Here is a 19,044-nt window from a genome sequence, read left to right on the forward strand (position 1 = left end):
GTGTGTTAGGGGACGAAAAAAGGGCCGCTCCCGAAGGAGCGGCCCTTGATCACGCGGATCCGGATCTGAGTGGGTCTGGATTCAGTGGAAGGAATCTCCGCAGGCGCAGCTTCCGCCGGCGTTCGGGTTGTCGATGGTGAAACCCTGCTTCTGGATGGTGTCTTCGAAGTCGATGGTGGCGCCCTCCAGGTAGGGGGTGCTCATCTTGTCGACGATGACCTCGACGCCGTCGAAGTCGACCACGCCGTCGCCGTCGAGCATTCGCTCGTCGAAGTAGAGCTGGTAGATGAGACCGGAGCATCCGCCGGGCTGCACGGCCACGCGCAGACGCAGATCGTCACGCCCCTCCTGCTCGAGCAGGCTGCGGACCTTGTCGCCGGCAGCGGGGGTGATGCCGACCTTGTGGGCGGGAGACTCGACCTCGGGGGCCTGAACCTCAGCGGTCTTCTCGAGGCCGGTCTTCTCGAGGGTGATGTCGCTCATGAGCACTCCTTTTCAGTCGGAAGGATGACGGAAGTCTAACTCCGCCAACCGGGGGTTCTGCCTATTCATTCCCGCTGCGGTCGTTCATTCTCAGCAAGAGCAGGGCCTCGGTGGCGATCGCCCGCTTGAAGACGCCCAGGTGCAGCGACTCGTTGGGGCTGTGCGCCCGCGTGTGCGGGTCTTCGACGCCGGTGACCAGGATCTGCGCCTCGGGGAACACCCGCACCAGGTCGGCGACGAAGGGGATGGAGCCGCCGATGCCGGCCTCGACCGGCTCGGCGCCCCAGGCGTCGCGCATCGCGTCTTTGGCCGCCGTGACGGCCCAGCCCGAGGTGTCGACCAGGAACGGGCTGCCGGTGTCGACGTCGTCGATCTCGACCTGAGCGCCGAACGGGGCGTTCGCACGGAGGTGGGCGACCAGCGCCTCGTAGGCCTCCCCTGCATCCTGACCCGGGGCGATCCGGGCACTCACCCGCACCGACACGCTGGGGATGAGGGTGTTCGAGGCGTTCGCGACCGTGGGGGCGTCGATGCCGGTGACGGTGATCGAGGGGCCGGCCCACAGCCGCGAGAGGATCGAGCCGGTGCCGATCGGCTGCACACCCTCGAGCAGGCCGGTCTCGTCGCGGAGGGTCTGCTCGGTGTACTCGGGTGTGTCGACGGGGCGAGAGGTGAGGCCTTCGACGGCGACCGATCCGTTCTCGTCGTGCAGCGTCGACAGCAGGCGGATGGCGGCGAGCATCGCATCCGGAACCGCTCCCCCGAACATGCCCGAGTGCGAGGCGTGCGCCAGCGTGGACACGGTGAGCCGGAAGGTGACGTTGCCGCGGAGGCTGATGGTGAGCGAGGGCGTCACCGTGTCCCAGTTGTCGGAGTCGGCCACGACGATGACGTCGGCGGCCAGGGCGTCGCGGTTGTCGTCGAGGAAGTGCGCGAAGGAGCGGGATCCGAACTCCTCCTCCCCCTCGATGAACGCGACGATGCCGAGGTCGAAGTCGGCGCCGGCGATCTGCTGCAGTGCTCGGATGGCGGCGAGGTGCGAGATCACGCCGGCCTTGTCGTCGGCGGCACCGCGGGCGTAGAGGCGGTCGCCGCGGACGGTGGGCTCGAAGGCAGGCGACTCCCAGTCGGCCTCGGCGCCGGGCGGCTGCACGTCATGGTGGGCGTAGAGGAGGACCGTGGGGCGGCCGTTCTTGGCGGCCCGGCGGGCCAGAACGGCGGGCTGGCCGAGCTCGCCCTGCTCTGTCGAGGAAGCGGAGCCAGTGGACGCACGCTTGATCTGCACCTCGTCGAACACTCCGGTGCCCCGGAACAGCTCGGCGACCGCCTCGGCGCTCTGCAGGACATGGGCCGGATCGAAGGCCGCCCACGACACCGAGGGGATGCGCACGAGGTCGGTGAGATCGGCGATCGAGGCGGGCAGCGCGAGCTCGACCGCCTCGGCCAGGGCGTTCTCGCGGGCGGCGGCATCCGGATGCTGGGAGAACGGAGGGCGTGCTTGGTCGGTCATGCAGGTAATCTTAAGAGACGAACGAACGAGGACACCGTGGCCAAGAAATCCAGCACTCCCGAAGCTCCCGTCGAAACCCCTGTGGTGGAGACGACCAGCGGCAAGGGTCATGCGACCCCGACGCGCAAGGAGCGCGAGGCCGCGAACCTGCGCCCTCTGGTGCCGAGCGACCGTAAAGACGCGTCGAAGGATGCCCGCCGCCGCCAGCAGGAACTGCGCGACAAGGCGCGGATCGGCATGGCCAACGGCGACGAGAAGTACCTCCCGGCTCGTGACCGCGGAGTGCAGAAGCGCTACGTGCGCGACTACGTCGACGCGCGGTTCACCGTGGGTGAGTTCTTGATCCCCGCGATGTTCGTGGTGATCATCGTCACCCTCGTTCCCAACGCCCTGGTGCAGCAGTACGTGATGCTCGCGCTCTACGCCTTCGTGCTGATCGTGATCGCCGACTGCCTGTTCATGGGCTTCCGCCTCACCAAGAAGATGCGCGAGAAGTTCGGTGCCGACAAGGTGGAGAAGGTGCGCTGGTACGCCACCATGCGCGCGCTGCAGTTCCGCCGCCTGCGCCTGCCGAAGCCGCAGGTCAAGCGCGGCGAGTTCCCCAAGTAACTCATCGCGACCCGTCGATTCTGGCCCTGAGACCTCGGTTTTAGGGCCATTTTCGACGGGTCGCGAGGAGGATCAGGGGTGGGTTCGGCGGAGGCGGGCGAGGCCTCGGTTGATCTGGCGGGCCCAGAGGGGGCCTCGGTAGAGGAACGCCGTGTAGCCCTGAACGAGGGTGGCTCCGGCGTCGAGGCGCTGTTGCACGTCGGCGGCGGTGTCGACACCGCCGACCGAGATGACGCACAGTTCGGCAGGCACGACCGTGCGGATGAGCTTCAGCACCGCGAGCGAGCGCTCGGCCAGCGGCGCGCCGGACAGCCCGCCGGCGCCGGCCGCCTCGACCACGGTCGCATCCGTCGTCAGGCCCTCGCGGGAGAGGGTGGTGTTGGTGGCGATGATGCCGTCCAGACCCAGCGAGACCGCGAGCTCGGAGATCTTGCGCACCTCGTCGTCGGTGAGATCGGGAGCGATCTTCACCAGGAGCGGCGTGGCGCCGGCCTCGGCCTTGACCGCGCGGAGCAGGGGCGCGAGCTTGTCGAGCTCTTGCAGGCCGCGGAGGCCGGGGGTGTTCGGCGAGCTGACGTTCACCACGAGGTAGTCGGCCATCGGGGCGAGCGCACGGGCGCTCTGCAGGTAGTCCTCGACGGCGTCGTCCACCTCGACCGCGCGGCTCTTGCCGATGTTGACGCCGATCACCGGGCGGGAGTGCTTGAGCGAGCGCACGCGGGCGAGCCGCAGGGCCGCTGCCGCCGCTCCCCCGTTGTTGAAGCCCATGCGGTTGACGACGGCGCGATCCGGGATCAGCCGGAACAGGCGCGGCGTGGGGTTCCCGGGCTGCGGGCGCGCCGTGATGGTGCCCACCTCGACGTGGCCGAAGCCGAGGGCTCCGAAGCCGCGGATCGCCTTGCCGTCTTTGTCGAAGCCGGCGGCGAGCCCGAACGGCGTCGGGAAGCGACGACCGAGGGCGTGCACCGAGAGGTCGGTGTCGCCGGGCGCGGCGGTGAAGCGGGCCGCGAGACCGTCGAGCTTCAGCTGCGGGATGGCCTGGATGACCCGGAAGGCCAGGTGGTGGGCGCGCTCGGGATCCATCTTCGCCAGCACGTGCCGGAACAGCAGGTCGTACATGTTGCGGCTACTCGGCCGAGCCGGACGACGTGCCGGCATCCGCGGCCGCCTGCTCGTGCTCGACCCGGAGCAGCGTGATGGCCGCCTCGAAATCGTCGAGCGAGTCGAAGCCCTGGTAGACGCTGGCGAAGCGCAGGTAGGCCACCTCGTCGAGCTCACGGAGCGGGAGCAGGATGGCGAGCCCGATGTCGTTCGCCTCGATCTGGGCGGCGCCGGAGAGCCGCACGGTCTCCTCCACCCGCTGGGCGAGCACCGCGAGGTCGCTGTCGGTGACCGGCCGGCCCTGGCAGGCCTTGCGCACGCCACTGACGATCTTCTCGCGCGAGAAGGGTTCGACCACTCCGGAGCGCTTGATGACGTTGAGGCTGGCGGTCTCGGTGGTGCTGAAGCGGCGACCGCAGTCGGGGCACTGACGGCGGCGGCGGATGGCGAGGCCGTCGTCGGTGGTGCGCGAGTCGACGACGCGGGAGTCGGGGTAGCGGCAGTAGGGGCAGTACATGGCGACTCCATCGTATCGGCCTCGCCGGGACCTCAGGGTGGGAGGGACCTCAGGGTGGGAGCGGGCTCAGCGTGTGAGCGGGCCGACCACGATCTCGGAGCCCACCGCCCGGGAGGTGCAGGAGATGATCCGCGACTCGCGCTCCCCCGGGTCCAGCACGAGATCGCGGTGCTCGGCCTCGCCGGCGATCAGCGCGAGCACGCAGGTTCCGCAGGTGCCGGACTCGCAGGAGCTCGCGACCGGGATGCCCGCCCCGCGCAGGGCACGCAGCAGGCTCGTGCCGGCATCCACCGCCACCCGCCGGCCGCTCGGCTGCCACACCGCCTCGAACGGGGCGGCCAGAGCGCCCACCGCGTCGACACCGAGGAACGACTCGAAGTGGATGCTCGAGGGCCGCCAATGCATGGTGAGCCGGCGCACCTGTTCGGTGAGGGCCTCGCCGGCGCAGCAGTACACGTGCGTCTGGTCGGAGGGGGTCTCGAACAGCGGCCAGAGGTCGAAGCGGCCGGAGGCGGCGCTCTCGTGCACGGTGACCCGCGGATCGGCGCGGAACTCCTCGACGTAGGCGGCCTCCCGGCGGGTGCGAACCAGGTACAGAACCCGCACGGAGGTGTGACCGGTGGCCATCAGGTGCCGATAGTGCGAGCGGATCGCCGTGATGCCGATACCCCCGGCGATCAGCAGGTAGTCGTCGGCCGGAGCGAGGGGGAAGGCGTCGACCGGTGCACCGAGCCGCACCTCGTCGCCCTCGGTCAACCCGTCGACGAGGCTGATCGAGCCGCCTCGGCCCGAGGGCTCGCGCAGCACCGAGATCGCCAGCGCACCCTCGGCGGTGACGTCGGTGACCGAATAGCTGCGGCTGTGCCCATCCGGGGTCTGCACCGTGACGTGGGCGCCGGGCGGAACCGGCGCGAACGGAGTCGCATCCGCTCGCACGAACTCGAGCCGGCACACCCGGGACGTGAGCATCCGCCGCCGGTGCACGATCGCGCGCACCGTCTCAGGCATCGGAGTCCCAGACGACCGGGTCGCCGATCCGCACCTCGCCGGGTTCGCGCACCTCGCCGTAGACGCCCATCTCAACGTGCCCGAAGTGCTGCTGCAGAAGTCGGGGAACGGGCAGATCGCGCCGCGCGTCGTGGGGGTTCACCTCGGTGGCGGCGCAGCGCTTGGTGGTCAGCGTGGCCTCGAGAGCGACCTCGCCGACCCGGATGCGGCCGCCCACGATCGAGCGCTCGCTCCAGGCGGGCAGGCCGTCGACGTACACGTTGGCGCGGAACCGGAACGGATCGACGGGCGACCCGATCCGCTCTTCCAGGGCCCGAACCGAGGCGAGGTTCACGAACGAGACCGCGTTCATCATGGCGTCGGAGACCACCGAGACGTCGGTGAAGCGGCGGCCGGATTCACGCGCGACGACCGGTTCGGCGCCCACCGGCAGGTCGAGCACGCGCGCGAAGAACTCCTCGGCCTGCCCGCGCCCACGGCCCGTGTCGAGATCGGCCCGCAGCACCGGATGACCGCCCACCGACACGGTGAGCACGGAGCCCTCGTCGAGCCGCGTCTGCAGGCCGGCGAGGCGTTCGTCGCGCACGAGCACGTGGAACTCGGCCTTCGGGACCGGCCGGCGGGTTCCCGCACGGTAGATGCCGTCGGCCCGGGCGAGCGCCCAGGCCCGGTCGCCCGGAACGCCCTCGCCCGCGTTCAGCCGCACCGAATCCAGCCGCTGAGCGCTCAATCCCTTGACCGGGTAGACGGCGAGGGCGGTGACGACACCGGTGGAGACGGCTGCTGCGGCCATGCGGTGGCTAGCGGGCGAAGCGCGCGGTGACCGCCTCGCCGTGCGCGGGGAGGTTCTCGGCGGTGGAGAGGGCGACGATGCGCGCCGAGACCGCCTCGAGCGCCGGGCGGTCGTAGCGCACGAGCTGCTGGGGGCGGAGGAAGGTGTAGGCACCGAGGCCCGAGGAGAAGCGGGACTGGCCCCCGGTCGGCAGCACGTGGTTCGAGCCGGCCAGGTAGTCGCCGAGGCTCACCGGCGAATACGCACCGACGAAGATCGCGCCGGCGTTGTGGATGAGCGCGAGGGTGGCATCCGGATCGGCCGTCTGCAGCTCGAGGTGCTCGGGGCCGTAGACGTTGCTGAGGGCGGCGGCGATCTCGATCGAGTCGACCAGCACGATCGCCGACTGAGGCCCGTCCAGGGCCACGGCCACGCGCTCGGCGTGCTTGGTCTCGCCGGCGACCCGCTCCAGTGCGGCCTTCACGTTCGAGGCCAGCGCCTCGGAGTCGGTGACCAGCACGGCCGCGGCGAGCTCGTCGTGCTCGGCCTGGCTCACCAGGTCGGCGGCGACGAACTCCGGATCGGCCGACTCGTCGGCGATGATCAGGATCTCGGTGGGCCCGGCCTCGGAGTCGATGCCGACGACCCCGCGCACGAGCCGCTTGGCCGCGGCCACGAAGACGTTGCCCGGCCCGGTGATGACCTGCACGCCCTCGAGACCGATCTCCTCGACCCCGTAGGCGAGGGCTCCGATCGCCCCCGCTCCCCCGATGGCATAGACCTCGTCGACACCGAGCAGGCCCGCCGCTCCCAGGATGGTGGGGTGCACGCGGCCGCCGAACTCCTTCTGCGGAGGCGAGGTGATGGCGATGGAGCCGACACCCGCGAGCTGCGCGGGAACGACGTTCATCACGACGCTCGAGGGATAGACGGCCTTGCCGCCGGGCACATAGAGTCCGACGCGCTCGACCGGGTGCCAGCGCTGCTCCACCACGGCGCCGTCGTCGAGCGTGGTGCGCCGGGCATCCGGGATCTGGGCGGCCGTGGCCTGGCGCACGCGGATGATCGCCTCGTCGAGGGCCTCGCGCACCGCGGGATCCAGTCCCGCGACGGCCTCGTCGATCTGCGACCGGGGAACGCGCACGTGCTCGGGCACCACCTTGTCGAAGCGCTCGGCCTGGTCGCGCAGGGCGACGAGGCCGTCTTCGCGCACAGCGTCGATCAGTGCAGCGGCGGCCTCGGAGGCCACCGACACATCGGTGTCGGCACGGGGCACGAGCGTGATCAGCTCTGCTCGGGTGGGCGTCTGGCCGCGGAGGTCAATCGTCTGGATCATGGCTGTTCAAGCCTACCGGCGCGCCGGTGCGGGCGGACGCGCGCCGGATGCCGCACCTCAGGCCCGGGCGGGCAGACGGGTGGCGATCGCTTCGAAGGCGCGCTCGGGACCGGGCGTACGGGCGAGGCCCGCCGCGATCCGGTTCAGCTCGAGGCGGCCGGCGAATTCCCCGTCGAGCAGGGGCGCGATGGCATCCCGCACCTCCCCCGGTGTCACCGCGTTCGGATCGAGCGCCACTCCCACACCGGCGCGCTCGAGAGCCGCGGCCCCCGCGAACTGGTCGGTCGAGAACGGCAGCACGAGCATCGGAACCCCGAAGCCGGCAGCCTCGGTGACGCTGTTGTTGCCGCCGTGCGTGACCGCCACGGCCGCTCCGCGCAGCAGCGCGACCTGCGGCAGGTACCCGCGCACGAGCCAGTCCGACGGGATGGCGCCCAGACGCGCGGGGTCGCCCGATCCCGTCGCGATCGCCGCCCGCACGCCCAGCGTGCGCAGGGCGGCCGCCACGACCGCGAGAACGTCGTCGCGCACCGAGAGGAAGCTGCCGAAGCTGACGTAGACGTACGGATCGCGCGACCCGGCCAGCCAGGCGTCGACCTCGGCGTCTCCGGAGTCGTCACGCGGCATCGACCCGAGATGGGTGTGCTGCGGGAGTAGCGCGGCGCGCGCGGGGTCGGCCAGCTCGGCCGGGTAATTGAACAGCAGCAGGTCGCCGGTCTCGGCGAAGGCCGAGCGGGACGGCGATGCCGAGGGATCGAGTTCGATCAGGGCGGTGTTCCACTCCGCGGTGAACGAGTTGCTCACCCTCGCGCAGATCGCTCGCAGCTCGGCCAGCTCGGCGCGGTCGGGGGCGAAACCGGCCGGCCACGCGGCCGGGAAACCGTACAGTTCGTCACCGGCCGGCAGGGCGGAGGGGTGCCCCAGCACGACGTCGGCGTAGGGAACTCCGGCGGCGGCCAGGCCCAGGCGTGCACTGAACGCGAGATGGTCGACCAGGACGGCCTCGGGCTGCACCGCCTCGATCACGGCGATCGTCTCGCGCGCCTTCTGCACGGGCTGCCACATGAGATCGGTGAGGCGCTCCTCGGCCTGGTAGCGCAAAGTCGCCAGCATGCCGCGCCGGGTGGCCTCGAAGAAGCCGCGGAGCGAGTCACCCTCCTCGCGCGGTTGCTCGCCGGCCCGGATGACACCGGGATTGGAGCCGCGGCCGAGCTGCAGCGGCGCGCGTTCGTAGCCGAACCGCCGCACGATCCCGTCGGTCGCCTCACCGGTCGCCACGACGACCCGCTCGCCCCGGTCGTGCCAGGCACCGGCGATGGTGGCGAGCGGGAGCAGGTGCGAGGCGTAGTCGGGGCTGATCACCAGCAGGGTCACGCGCTCACCTCCGCCCAGGGGAGGTCCGCGCTCTCGCGCACCACCTGGCGATAGACGCCGGTGAGCGAGGTCGCCATCGCCTGGATGGTGAAGTCGTTCTCGACCACGGCACGGGACCGCGCCCGCCGATCCGGAGTCGTCTCGGCGGCGGCCACGCTCAGCGCGCGCTCGATCGACGCGGAGAGCGCCTCCCTGTTCCAGGTTCGGGTGAGGAATCCGGTGACACCGTCGTCGACGTAGGTGGCCGGACCCCCGCCGTCGGGCGCGACCACGAGCAGCCCCGTGGCCATCGCCTCGAGCAGGGCGATGCCGAACTCCTCCTTCAGGCTGCCGCAGACGTAGACGCCGCCCCCGGCGTTGAGCCCGGGCAGGCCGGTGCGAGCGGCGGCGACCCAGCGGGCCACGGTGTCGTTGGGCCGGTGCCCGGGCAGCAGCAGCCCTCGTTCGGCGTGCTGCGCGAACGGCACGACCGCATCGATCGCGTCGAGCTGCTCCCGTTCGTCGACCGAGGGATTCGCCAGGTCACCGCCGATCATCAGCAGGTTCGCCGTCTGCGCCGCCGAGCTGTTCTGCCAGGACGCGACGATCTGCGCCATCCCCTTCACCCGGTGGAAGCGGCCGACGCTCACGATCAACGGCAGCCCGCGGCGGTGCTCGGGAAGCGTCTCGAGCAGAGAGCGGAGCGAGGCGAGACCGGCCGTCGGCTCGGCCCCGGCCGCATGCGCCTCGGCTTCGCCCACGGCCCGGTCGACCACTCCGAGGTCGATGCCTTCGGGCACGACGGTGTGCCGCTCGGGGTGCGAGTCGATGTCGATGCCGACCAGGGTGCGCATGTCGCGGCGCAGCTCGGGGCGCGGGAAGAGCACCGTGTGGTTGGCGTTCGAGGCGAGCCGTTGTACGAGCCGGGCACGGAACCAGAAGTGCTCGCGCTCGTCGGCCGCGCCGAAGGTGGCGCGGGTGAGCGACCCGGCCGAGTCCATCGACTGGATCACGGCGTGCGGGTCGGGCGCGACCGTGAACACCACCGGGATGTCGAGGTCGCGGGCGACGTCGGAGGCGGCCAGACTGCCCACCTCCGCCATGCGCAGGTGCAGCACGTCGACCCGCCCGGCGGCGCGCAGGATGCGCCGGATGCCGCGCCGGGCGGCGATCCGCTGCGGCCAGGCGGCTGCCGAGCTCACCGTCGGCGTGAGCACCGGGATGCGCCCGAAGTGGTGGCCCTCGGAGTGCGAGGCGATGTCGGCGACGCTCGCGATGGCATCCGGAACCGAGCCCCGCGACATCGTGATGACCCGGGCGACGTCGTCGGAATGGATGCCCGAGTCGGCGCCGGTCTCGAGTAGATCGGATGCCGGGCCGTCGGCGGTGCCCGCGACGAGCGCGTCGCCGAGCCGCACCAGCAGGGTCGCCACTCCCCCGTTGTCGCCGCTGCCGGCCGCGCTGAGGCCCGCGTCGATGTCGGCGTGCAGGAAGAGCTGGGCCACCGTGAGCGGGCCCTCGCCCGCCCGGGTGCGGATGGATCCGCCGGCGAGGTCGATCAGCGCCAGCCGGGCCTGCAGGGCGAGGGACTCGTCGCTGCCTCGCGCGAGGTCGTCGAGCACTTCGGCGATGCGCGCCGCACCCGGCCGCTGCCCCAGCCCGGCCACGGATGCCGAGCGTACCAGCGCGTGCTCGCCGACATCACGGGCCGCCTGCACGAGCCGGCGCGCCGGCTCGTCGCCGCGGATGAGCCCCAGCGTCTCGATCAGCCGGTAGCGCGCCCCGGGCTCGTGGATGCCCAGCAGCGCTCCTTCGAGGCCGACCGCGACGTGTTCGGGTGCCGTCTGCGCCCACTGCTCGAGCGATCGCTGAGCGATCATGCCGCCGAAACCGCCGTCGACGACCATGCCGATCAGCCGGCCGACCGCGTCGAAGTGCGGGATGCGGGCGCCCAGCACCCAGGCGGCGTGCTCGCGCAGGAAGCCACGGTCGTCTGAGAGCAGACCGGTGAGCACGCGATCGGCATCCTCGTCGACGATCTGCCCGAAGGCGTGAACGGCGGCGATGGCCGCCACGTCGTCGTCGCCCTCGACTGTCCGGGCGAGGATGCGCAGTGTGCGCAGTCCCGGCTCGCGGCTCGCCTCGAACGCCACGTCGTCTGCCGCCCGCATCGCCTCGACGATCCGGTCGGCCTCGCGCAGTCGGTCCAACGAAGTCTGAATGCCCATCGATCGCCTCTCGGTCACGTTCCCGAGATAACTATAGATTGTCTAGCTATTCAGCGACCTAAGCATTTGTGACACGCAGGTGCTGTTCAGGATGCGCTGTGCCGGTGCAGGAGATCGGCCGCGAGCTCGGCGACGCGCGCGCGGGCCTCCGGCGGCGCCACCACCTCGAGGTGGTCGCCGAACTGCAGCAGCTGGCGCACCGCCTCGAGCTCGGGATAGCGGATGGTCACGATCCGCCAGCCGGGCCGGGACTCCTTATCCGTCTCCGTGACCTCCAGCCGGACACCCAGGATGCGGCGGGCCAGATCGACGCGGTCCTCGCGCACCCACGCGGTCACGACGAACTCCCCCGGCGTCTCGGTGCCGTCGCGGAGCGCGACCCAGACCGAGCGGAGCGTCTCGCCGGAGCGGGTCTGGACGGGCTCCGGCAGGGCCTTGAAGGCGACGAGGCGATCGAGCGCGAAGAGCCGGGCCTCGCCGCGGGAATCGGCGACGAGGTACCAGCGGCCCGCCTTCGAGACGAGGCCATATGGGTCGACCGTTCGGCGGCTCGCGCGCGCGGCACCGCTCGACCTGTACCGGATGCTCAGCCGGGTTCGGGCGCGCAGCTCCAGGGCGAGAGCGGCGACATCGGTGGTGCTCGACTCGGCGGCGAGCCAGCCTGCGTTGTCGACCAGCACGAGATCGGCGAGACCGGGCGCGGCGGACCACGGTCTGGCCGACGACTCCGACCCGGACACCGCCGCCCGCCGGGCCGCGATCTTGCGCTCGGCCATCGCGTGGGCGGTCGCGAGCCCGAGCTGCTCCTGCTGGGCACCGTCGAGGCCCGCCAGCGACAGGGCCTCCAGCTCGGCGGGCTCCAGCTGCGAGGCGTTCAGCCGCGCACCGGGCAGCAACAGGATGCCCCCGTGCCGGCCCCGTTCGGCGTAGACCGGGACGCCGGCCGTCGAGAGCGCCTCGACATCGCGCAGGACCGTGCGGCGCGAGACCTCGAGCCGCTCGGCGAGCTCGGGCGTCGTCCAGCACTGACGGGTCTGCAGCAGGAGCAGCAGAGACAGCAGTCGGGCCGATTTCACCTCCCCATCCTGCTCCTGAAACATGACAGGTTCTGTCGTGTTATCGGCGTTGACTGGAGGCATGAGTCAGCGGCATCCGTCGCTCCCGACCGGAAAGGCGACCGATGCCCGCCCCCAACCTCTTCCTCCTGTACGTCAGCGACGCCGCAGCGTCGGCGGCCTTCTACAGCGATCTGTTCGAGATCGAGCCCGTCTTCACGAGCCCGCGCTACATCGCGTTCCCGGTGGCCCCTGGCGTGCTGTTCGCGATCTGGACCGGGCACAGCGAGCACGCCCACCCCGGCACGCCGCGCACCTCGGAAGTGGGACTGATGGTGGCGGATGACGAGGGCGGGGTCGACGGGGTGTTCGAGCGCTGGAGCGCCAAGGGCGTGACCGTGCGGGAGGAGCCGCACGATGACGTGTTCGGCCGCACCTTCGTGATCGCCGACCCCGACGGCAACCTCATCCGCGTCTCGCCGCAGGATTGAACGGCTGTTAGACGGGCGGAGGGAGCTCCACCTGGGTCTCCCCCACAACGCCGTCGAACGCGCCGATGTGGAAGATCCCCGCCACCGTCCAGAAGAGGAACTCGGACGACTCGACCGGGCGGGAGAAGTACAGCCCGAACACGAGCGTGCCACCGGCGGGGATGCTGATGCCGCCGTTGGAGACCACGGTGAACGAGCCGTTGGCGGAGCCGGCCGAACGGAACAGGTCGTTCTGCGGTTGGAGGGCGTCGTTCCAGCCCTCCAGCGAGGAGTCGATCTCGGTGGGATAGGCCGTGACGAAGTCGTACGGGGTGTCGGTGTCGATCCCGGTGAACACGAACTCGGCCTGCTCGTTCTCGATGTCGGCGCCGGAGGTGTTGTGGATGACCACGAGAGCCAGGAACGTCTGCTGGTAGTCGAGCTGGATCAGGGTGGCATCGAAGGCGACCGTGAGGCCTCCGCCTCCGCTGGCAGCTGCCCCGGGTGCGGCGGCAGCCAGAGCGACCACCGGCACGGTCCACGCTGCGCCGGCGAGAACCGTTCGACGGCTGAGACCGGATGGCGACGTCTCGACGGTGTATTCCCCTTGCGGCATGGCTTTCCCCTTCGATCCACGATGATGGTGTCATCCTGCCACACCGGGAGCCCGCGCTGCGAGGTGCGATCAGTAGGGCTTGCGGCCGTGGGCTGCCTGATACGCGCGAACCCAGCGCCCGCGGGCTGCGGCCATGATGAGCAGGAACACGCCGAGGCCGGCGAAGACGATCAGCAGGAAGACGCCGAGCACGACCGCTCCGCCCTCGCCGCGACCGAACAGGATGACCGCGAAGACGATCCCGGCGATCAGGAGGAAGGCGCCGAACACGGCTTCGCTGGTGGGCGACTTCAGCGTGAACTTGTAGCGGCCCTCCATGCGATTGCTGCTCATCCACGGGAACGGCTCGACGAGCTCGCGGCGCGGCGCGGGCTGGGGCTGCGGAGGGATGCTCATGCCGCCGGCAGCTCGACGAGCGTGCGGAGTCGGTCTCGCAGGGCGGCGGTGTCGACTCCCTCGGCCAGGCCATCGCCCGGCGCCTCGACGTCGGCGAGGTCCCAGCGCCCGTCGCCCGACGCGGACGGCCGCACGAAGAAGTGCGTCTTCTCCGAACCGGCGACCTCGGTGCCGAAGTAGGCGGTGCCGCTCGGGTGACGGGGGACGTTGCTCGTGACGATCTGCTCCAGCATCGCGGCGTCGGCGACCTCGGGAGCCTTCACCACCATCACCCAGGTGCTCATCGCCGCCGGCTGCAGGAAGATCGACAGCTCGGACGACTGCAGGTAGAGGGCCGCCTCGACGCCGTCGTCGTTCACGAGCCCGATCTCGGTCCAGCGCACCGCATTCTGAAGCACCCCGATGAACAGGCGGAGGGCGCCGCGCGGCTGGAGCACGTCGCCCTCGATCAGCAGTTCGCCTCGCGCGACCAGGCTCGAGGCGCCCAGGGCGGCGATCTGATCGGTGACGAAATCGGGCGCCACCTGCAGGAACTTCTCGGCCTGCATCCGCGCCACCCCGTCGGTGAGCGAGAGGGCGTAGGCGACCTCACCCGCGCCGAAGGTGGGCGTGTCGCTGGGAGGAGGCGTCGTGGAACGCTCTCGTCCCGAGCCGTCCGCGGGTGCGGAGGCGGCGGGCGGAGCCGTCGGCGCCGAAGGGACGGTGTTCCAGCCGCTGATGTCGGTCATTTCTGCTCCCTGGTGGGTCGGTCGGTCAGAGCACGGTCACGGATGCGGGCGGTGGTGCAAATGCGCTCGGTGATGCAGATGCGGGCAGTGCTTCGGATGCGGGTGCCCATCAGAACGGCCAGAGGTCTTCGGCGACGTCGGCGACCCCGTCGGCGAAATCGGAGGCGCCGTCGGCGATCGCCTCTCCGGCGTCGCCGAGGAACTCGCCCGTGGCCTCTGCGGCGTCGCCGATGGCCTCCCCTGTGGCGTCGACGGCGTTGGCGAAGGCGGGCACGTTGTCGTAGAGCAGGCCGCCGAGCGCCATCCCGCCCGCCGCGATGCCGAGTGCGAGGTTCGCGGGCGGAGGCGTGACCATGGCCGCGATGCCGAGCCCCGTCGAGACGGCGTCGTAGCCGGCGCGCACGTAGTTGCCCTCGGCGATGTCGACGCCCACGGTCACCACACCGAGAACCGCGCCGGCCGGGCCGACCCACTTGCCGGCGGCGCCGAGGAACTCGGCGGCCGACCCGACCCGTGAGGCCATCGCGCTGTCGCCTAGCAGGTTGCTCAGGCCCTGGCTGAGAGACCCCCAGTTCTGGCCGCCGAGGAAGTCGTTGAACGAGTTGAAGCCGTTGGCGAAGGCACGGAAGTCCAGAGCGGCATCCAGCGAACTGAACGAGCCGAGCAGACGCAGCTGCTGGAGGCGGTTGAGCAGGTCGACCACCGCGGCGCTGTCGTAGAGGTTCGTGGCGAGGTCGTACCCGCCCTCGAGGAGGTCTTGGAGCAGGTTGTTCTCGTCGTCGGTGAGGCCCGGCACGGTGGGCGTGCCGCCATCGCCGCCGGATCCGTCGCCACCCGATCCGTCGCCGCCGTTGCCGTTGCCACCCGGGCCGTTCCCGCCGGGCCCGCTGCCGCCCCCGAAGGTGCCGCCGTCGGTGCTCGCGGTCTCCTGCTCGTCGGCGTTCTTCACCAGCGCGGTCGACGCGGAGCGGAGGATGTCGGTCGCCTTCGTGAGCGACTGACGGTAGGTGCCGTTCCACTCGGAGCGGAAGCTGACGGCATCCGGGCCCTTCCAGGCCGTGGTCGCATTGATCGAGCCGTTCAGCATTCCGGCGATCGTGGTGAGCTGAGCGGCCTTCTGATCGAAGTCCTTCGCGAGTGCCCGCAGTTCTGCGACATCCGCACCCCAGTAGCCAGCAGCCATGCGCGCAAACCCTTCCCCTCGAATGGTTCGTCCATCGAGCCTATCCGAAGCCTCGCATGCTCCGAACGGAATGTCTGTGGGGAGAACTCCCCATGGCCCCGGTGGCTAGGCCAGGCAGTTCGGCCCGAGCAGCGACTTGAGCTCCCCGAACAGGTCGGCCGTCACGTTCACCCCGAACGGCACCTCGAAGATGCGCACGTTGTCGCTCTTCACCAGCTTCAGCCGCACCTCGGTGTCGCCGGAGTGCCGGATCAGCACGTCGTTCAGCGCCTGAACCGTGTCGGTCGTCGCCTTGAACTCGGCCAGCGAGATCTGCAGGGGCCCGGATTCGCCGGCCGCCTGCCCCAGGTCGGGGGTGAACAGGCTGAACGCGTGCAGGTTCATCCCGTCGTCGCGGAGAGACACCCGGCCGCGCACCACCACGATCGCATCGTTGGTGAGGGCGGGCCCGAACTCCTGGTAGGTCTTGCCCATGAACATGGCGGTGATCTCGCCGTTGAAGTCCTCGACCGTGATCATGCCGTACTGGTTGCCCGAGTTCTTGGCGACGCGGTGCTGCACGCTCGTGATGAGCCCGGCCACGGTGACCTGGTCGCCGTCTTGCGTGTGCTCGCTCTCCAGCAGATCCAGGATGCTCGTCGACGCCACCTTGGCCAGCGGGATCTCGAGACCGGCCAGCGGGTGATCCGACACGTAGAGGCCGAGCATGTCGCGCTCGAACGCCAGCTTGTCGCGCTTGGCCCATTCGGGCCGCACCGGGATGTCGTGCACCTCTTCGGGCGCGTCCCAGAGCGCGTCGAAGTCGAAGCCGACCTGGCCGTTGGCCTCGTTGCGCTTCTGCGACACCGCGTTGTCGATCATCGCCTCGTGCACCTCGATGAGGGCGCGCCGTGTGCTCCCGAGCGAGTCGAAGGCACCGGCCTTGATCAGCGACTCGACGGTGCGCTTGTTCGTGGCGCCGAGCGGGATCTTCTTCAGGAAGTCGCCGAAGGAGGTGAACCGGCCCTTCTCCTCACGGGCACCCTTGATCAGCTCGACCACGTTCATGCCGACGTTCCGCACCGCGCCCATGCCGAAGCGGATGTCGGTGCCGACGGCGGTGAAGAAGCCGATCGACTCATTCACATCCGGCGGCAGCACCTTGATGCCCATGCGGCGGCACTCGCTGAGGTAGAGCGCCATCTTGTCTTTGGAGTCGCCGACGCTCGTGAGCAGGGCCGCCATGTACTCGGCCGGGTAGTGCGCCTTGAGGTAGGCGGTCCAGTAGGAGATGACGCCGTAGGCCGCCGAGTGCGCCTTGTTGAAGGCGTAGTCGGAGAAGGGCAGCAGGATGTCCCAGAGCGTCTTGACCGCGGCCTCGGAGTAGCCGTTGTCGTGCATGCCCTTCGAGAAGCCCTCGTACTGCTTGTCGAGCTCGCTCTTCTTCTTCTTGCCCATCGCACGGCGGAGCAGATCGGCCTGGGCCAGCGTGAAGCCGGCGAGCTTCTGCGCGATCGACATGACCTGCTCTTGGTACACGATCAGGCCGTAGGTGCCGCCGAGCACCTCGAGCAGTGGTTCGGCGAGCTCGGGGTGGATCGGGGTGATCGGCTGGATGCCGTTCTTGCGTAGAGCGTAGTTGGTGTGCGAATCCGCGCCCATCGGGCCCGGCCGGTAGAGCGCGAGCACCGCCGAGATGTCTTCGAAGTTGTCGGGTTTCATCAGCCGCAGCAGCCCGCGCATGGGCCCCCCGTCGAGCTGGAACACGCCGAGCGTGTCGCCCCGGGCGAGCAGTTCGTAGGAGGGCACGTCGTCGAGATCGAGGTCTTCGAGCACGAGCTCTTCGCCGCGGTTGGCCTTGATGTTGTCGAGCGCGTCGTCGATGATCGTGAGGTTGCGCAGCCCCAGGAAGTCCATCTTGATCAGGCCCAGCGATTCGGCCGCCGGGTAGTCGAACTGCGTGACGATCTGTCCGTCCTGCTCCCGCTTCATGATCGGGATGATGTCGATCAGGGGGTCGCTGGACATGATCACGCCGGCGGCGTGCACACCCCACTGGCGCTTGAGGTTCTCGATGCCGAGGGCGGTGTCGAAGACGGTGCGGGCCTCGGGGTCCATCTCGATGACGGTGCGGATGTCGACGGCCTCTTTGTAGCGCGGGTGCGCCTTGTCGAAGATGCCGCTGAGCGGGATGTCCTTGCCCATGATGGGCGGCGGCATCGCCTTGGTGAGCTTGTCGCCCATGCTGAACGGGAAGCCGAGCACGCGCCCGGAGTCCTTCAGCGCCTGCTTGGCTTTGATGGTGCCGTAGGTGACGATCTGCGCCACCCGCTCGTCGCCGTACTTCTCGGTGACGTACTTGATGACCTCGCCGCGGCGACGGTCGTCGAAGTCGACGTCGAAGTCGGGCATGCTGACGCGGTCGGGGTTGAGGAACCGCTCGAAGATGAGGCCGTGCACGAGCGGGTCGAGGTCGGTGATCTTCATGGCGTAGGCCGCCATCGATCCGGCGCCCGAGCCACGGCCGGGGCCCACCCGGATGCCGTTTCGCTTGGACCAGTTGATGAAGTCGGCCACGACGAGGAAGTAGCCCGGGAACCCCATGCTCTTGATGACGCCCACCTCGTAGTCGGCGCGCTCGCGCACCTCCTGGGTGATGCCGCCGGGGTAGCGCTCGTTGAGCCCCGCCTCGACCTCCTTCTCGAACCAGGTGGCCTCGGTCTCACCCTCCGGCACCGGATAGCGCGGCATGTAGTTGGCATTCGTGTCGAAGGCCACCTCGCAGCGCTCGGCGATCAGCAGGGTGTTGTCGCAGGCATCCGGGTAGTCGCGGAACAGCTGCCGCATCTCTTGCGCGCTCTTGAGGTAGAACTCGTCGGCGTCGAACTTGAAGCGGTTCGGGTCGCTGAGCGTGGAGCCCGACTGCACGCAGAGCAGCGCAGCGTGGCTGGTGGCGTCGTGGGCGTGCGTGTAGTGCAGGTCGTTGGTGGCGACGAGCTTCAGGTCGAGCTGCTTGGAGAGCTTGATCAGGTCGCCCATGATGCGGCGCTCGATCTCGAGACCGTGATCCATGATCTCGCAGAAGAAGTTCTCCTTGCCGAAGATGTCGCGGAAATCGGAGGCCGCCTTGACAGCCTCGTCGTACTGCCCGAGCCGGAGCCTGGTCTGGATCTCGCCCGACGGGCATCCGGTCGTCGCGATCAGGCCCTTGCCGTACTGGCTCAGCAGCTCGCGGTCCATCCGGGGCTTGAAGTAGTAGCCCTCGATGCTCGCCTTGCTGCTCAGGCGGAACAGGTTGTGCATGCCCTCGGTGGTCTCGCTGAGCAGCGTCATGTGCGTGTACGCGCCGGCACCCGACACGTCGTCGCCGCCGCCGTTGCCCCAGCGGATGCGCGTCTTGTCGGTGCGGTGGGTGCCCGGCGTGAGGTAGGCCTCGGTGCCGATGATCGGCTTGATGCCGGCTTCGGTGGCGGTCTTCCAGAAGTCGAAGGCACCGAAGACGTTGCCGTGGTCGGTGACCGCGACGGCCGGCATCCCTTGCTCTTTGGCCGCTTCGATCAGCGGTTTGACTCTCGCGGCGCCGTCCAGCATCGAGTATTCGCTGTGCACGTGCAGGTGCACGAAGGAGTCGTTCGAGGGCACTGATTCTCCGGCTGTGTCGTCGTGGGATCCAAGTCTAAACGCCCGCCGCGCGCCCCCG

The 19,044-nt window shown here is 69.9% G+C and carries 17 protein-coding genes; 2 read left to right on the plus strand and 15 right to left on the minus strand.

Annotated features, from left to right (window positions below; all coding sequences use genetic code 11):
* Window positions 1–81: 81 nt before the first annotated feature.
* Both Q0D75_RS06415 and Q0D75_RS06420 read right to left on the minus strand, forming a co-directional pair.
* Window positions 82–483: an iron-sulfur cluster assembly accessory protein gene (locus tag Q0D75_RS06415; RefSeq protein ID WP_291050599.1), complete on the minus strand. Its 402-nt coding sequence runs from the start codon at window positions 481–483 to the stop codon at window positions 82–84.
* Between the two features lie 61 nt (window positions 484–544).
* Window positions 545–1,993, minus strand: coding sequence for a dipeptidase (locus Q0D75_RS06420; protein WP_291050602.1), 1,449 nt, complete (start codon window positions 1,991–1,993; stop codon window positions 545–547).
* Window positions 1,994–2,029: 36 nt separating this feature from the next.
* Here Q0D75_RS06420 and Q0D75_RS06425 point away from each other — a divergent pair, with 36 nt between their 5' ends.
* On the plus strand, window positions 2,030–2,602 hold the full coding sequence (locus Q0D75_RS06425) for a DUF3043 domain-containing protein (protein ID WP_291050605.1): 573 nt from the start codon (window positions 2,030–2,032) through the stop codon (window positions 2,600–2,602).
* Window positions 2,603–2,674: 72 nt separating this feature from the next.
* On the opposite strand, the gene Q0D75_RS06430 is transcribed toward Q0D75_RS06425, so the two are convergent.
* The 8 genes from Q0D75_RS06430 to Q0D75_RS06465 all read right to left on the minus strand — a co-directional run bounded on the left by Q0D75_RS06430 (window position 2,675) and on the right by Q0D75_RS06465 (window position 11,993).
* Window positions 2,675–3,721: a quinone-dependent dihydroorotate dehydrogenase gene (locus Q0D75_RS06430; RefSeq protein ID WP_291050607.1), complete on the minus strand. Its 1,047-nt coding sequence runs from the start codon at window positions 3,719–3,721 to the stop codon at window positions 2,675–2,677.
* A 7-nt stretch (window positions 3,722–3,728) separates the two neighbouring features.
* On the minus strand, window positions 3,729–4,220 hold the full coding sequence (gene nrdR / locus Q0D75_RS06435) for a transcriptional regulator NrdR (protein ID WP_291050610.1): 492 nt from the start codon (window positions 4,218–4,220) through the stop codon (window positions 3,729–3,731).
* A gap of 66 nt (window positions 4,221–4,286) precedes the next feature.
* Window positions 4,287–5,228 (minus strand): PDR/VanB family oxidoreductase, encoded by a 942-nt coding sequence (locus tag Q0D75_RS06440; RefSeq protein WP_291050613.1) that lies wholly within the window; start codon window positions 5,226–5,228, stop codon window positions 4,287–4,289.
* The gene (locus Q0D75_RS06445) at window positions 5,221–6,021 is read right to left on the minus strand and encodes an MOSC domain-containing protein (RefSeq protein WP_291050616.1); all 801 of its coding nucleotides are present in this window, start codon (window positions 6,019–6,021) and stop codon (window positions 5,221–5,223) included. Before Q0D75_RS06445 ends, Q0D75_RS06440 begins: the two co-directional genes overlap by 8 nt.
* Before the next feature lie 7 nt (window positions 6,022–6,028).
* Window positions 6,029–7,336, minus strand: a complete 1,308-nt coding sequence (gene hisD / locus Q0D75_RS06450; RefSeq protein ID WP_291050619.1) for a histidinol dehydrogenase — start codon at window positions 7,334–7,336, stop codon at window positions 6,029–6,031.
* Between the two features lie 57 nt (window positions 7,337–7,393).
* Entirely contained in the window at window positions 7,394–8,710 is a 1,317-nt protein-coding gene (locus Q0D75_RS06455) for a glycosyltransferase (protein WP_291050621.1), read from the minus strand.
* A complete protein-coding gene (locus Q0D75_RS06460; protein WP_291050623.1) occupies window positions 8,707–10,917 on the minus strand; it encodes a glycosyltransferase family 4 protein in 2,211 nt (736 codons plus the stop codon). Before Q0D75_RS06460 ends, Q0D75_RS06455 begins: the two co-directional genes overlap by 4 nt.
* An 86-nt stretch (window positions 10,918–11,003) precedes the next feature.
* A complete protein-coding gene (locus Q0D75_RS06465) occupies window positions 11,004–11,993 on the minus strand; it encodes a WYL domain-containing protein (protein ID WP_291050626.1) in 990 nt (329 codons plus the stop codon).
* Between the two features lie 104 nt (window positions 11,994–12,097).
* Here Q0D75_RS06465 and Q0D75_RS06470 point away from each other — a divergent pair, with 104 nt between their 5' ends.
* A complete protein-coding gene (locus tag Q0D75_RS06470) occupies window positions 12,098–12,463 on the plus strand; it encodes a VOC family protein (protein ID WP_291050629.1) in 366 nt (121 codons plus the stop codon).
* Between the two features lie 7 nt (window positions 12,464–12,470).
* On the opposite strand, the gene Q0D75_RS06475 is transcribed toward Q0D75_RS06470, so the two are convergent.
* The 5 genes from Q0D75_RS06475 to dnaE form a co-directional block, all read right to left on the minus strand.
* Complete coding sequence (locus tag Q0D75_RS06475) at window positions 12,471–13,058, minus strand: hypothetical protein (RefSeq protein WP_291050631.1); 588 nt, start codon at window positions 13,056–13,058, stop codon at window positions 12,471–12,473.
* 69 nt (window positions 13,059–13,127) lie between these two features.
* Window positions 13,128–13,454, minus strand: coding sequence for a hypothetical protein (locus tag Q0D75_RS06480; protein WP_291050634.1), 327 nt, complete (start codon window positions 13,452–13,454; stop codon window positions 13,128–13,130).
* Window positions 13,451–14,182, minus strand: coding sequence for a hypothetical protein (locus Q0D75_RS06485; RefSeq protein WP_291050636.1), 732 nt, complete (start codon window positions 14,180–14,182; stop codon window positions 13,451–13,453). The genes Q0D75_RS06480 and Q0D75_RS06485 overlap by 4 nt, the downstream gene beginning before the upstream one ends.
* 109 nt (window positions 14,183–14,291) lie before the next feature.
* On the minus strand, window positions 14,292–15,365 hold the full coding sequence (locus Q0D75_RS06490; RefSeq protein ID WP_291050638.1) for a WXG100 family type VII secretion target: 1,074 nt from the start codon (window positions 15,363–15,365) through the stop codon (window positions 14,292–14,294).
* Window positions 15,366–15,470: 105 nt separating this feature from the next.
* The gene (gene dnaE / locus Q0D75_RS06495) at window positions 15,471–18,986 is read right to left on the minus strand and encodes a DNA polymerase III subunit alpha (RefSeq protein WP_291050640.1); all 3,516 of its coding nucleotides are present in this window, start codon (window positions 18,984–18,986) and stop codon (window positions 15,471–15,473) included.
* Window positions 18,987–19,044 lie beyond the last annotated feature (58 nt).

This window comes from Herbiconiux sp. (assembly GCF_023264855.1).
Classification (GTDB): Bacteria; Actinomycetota; Actinomycetes; order Actinomycetales; family Microbacteriaceae; genus Herbiconiux.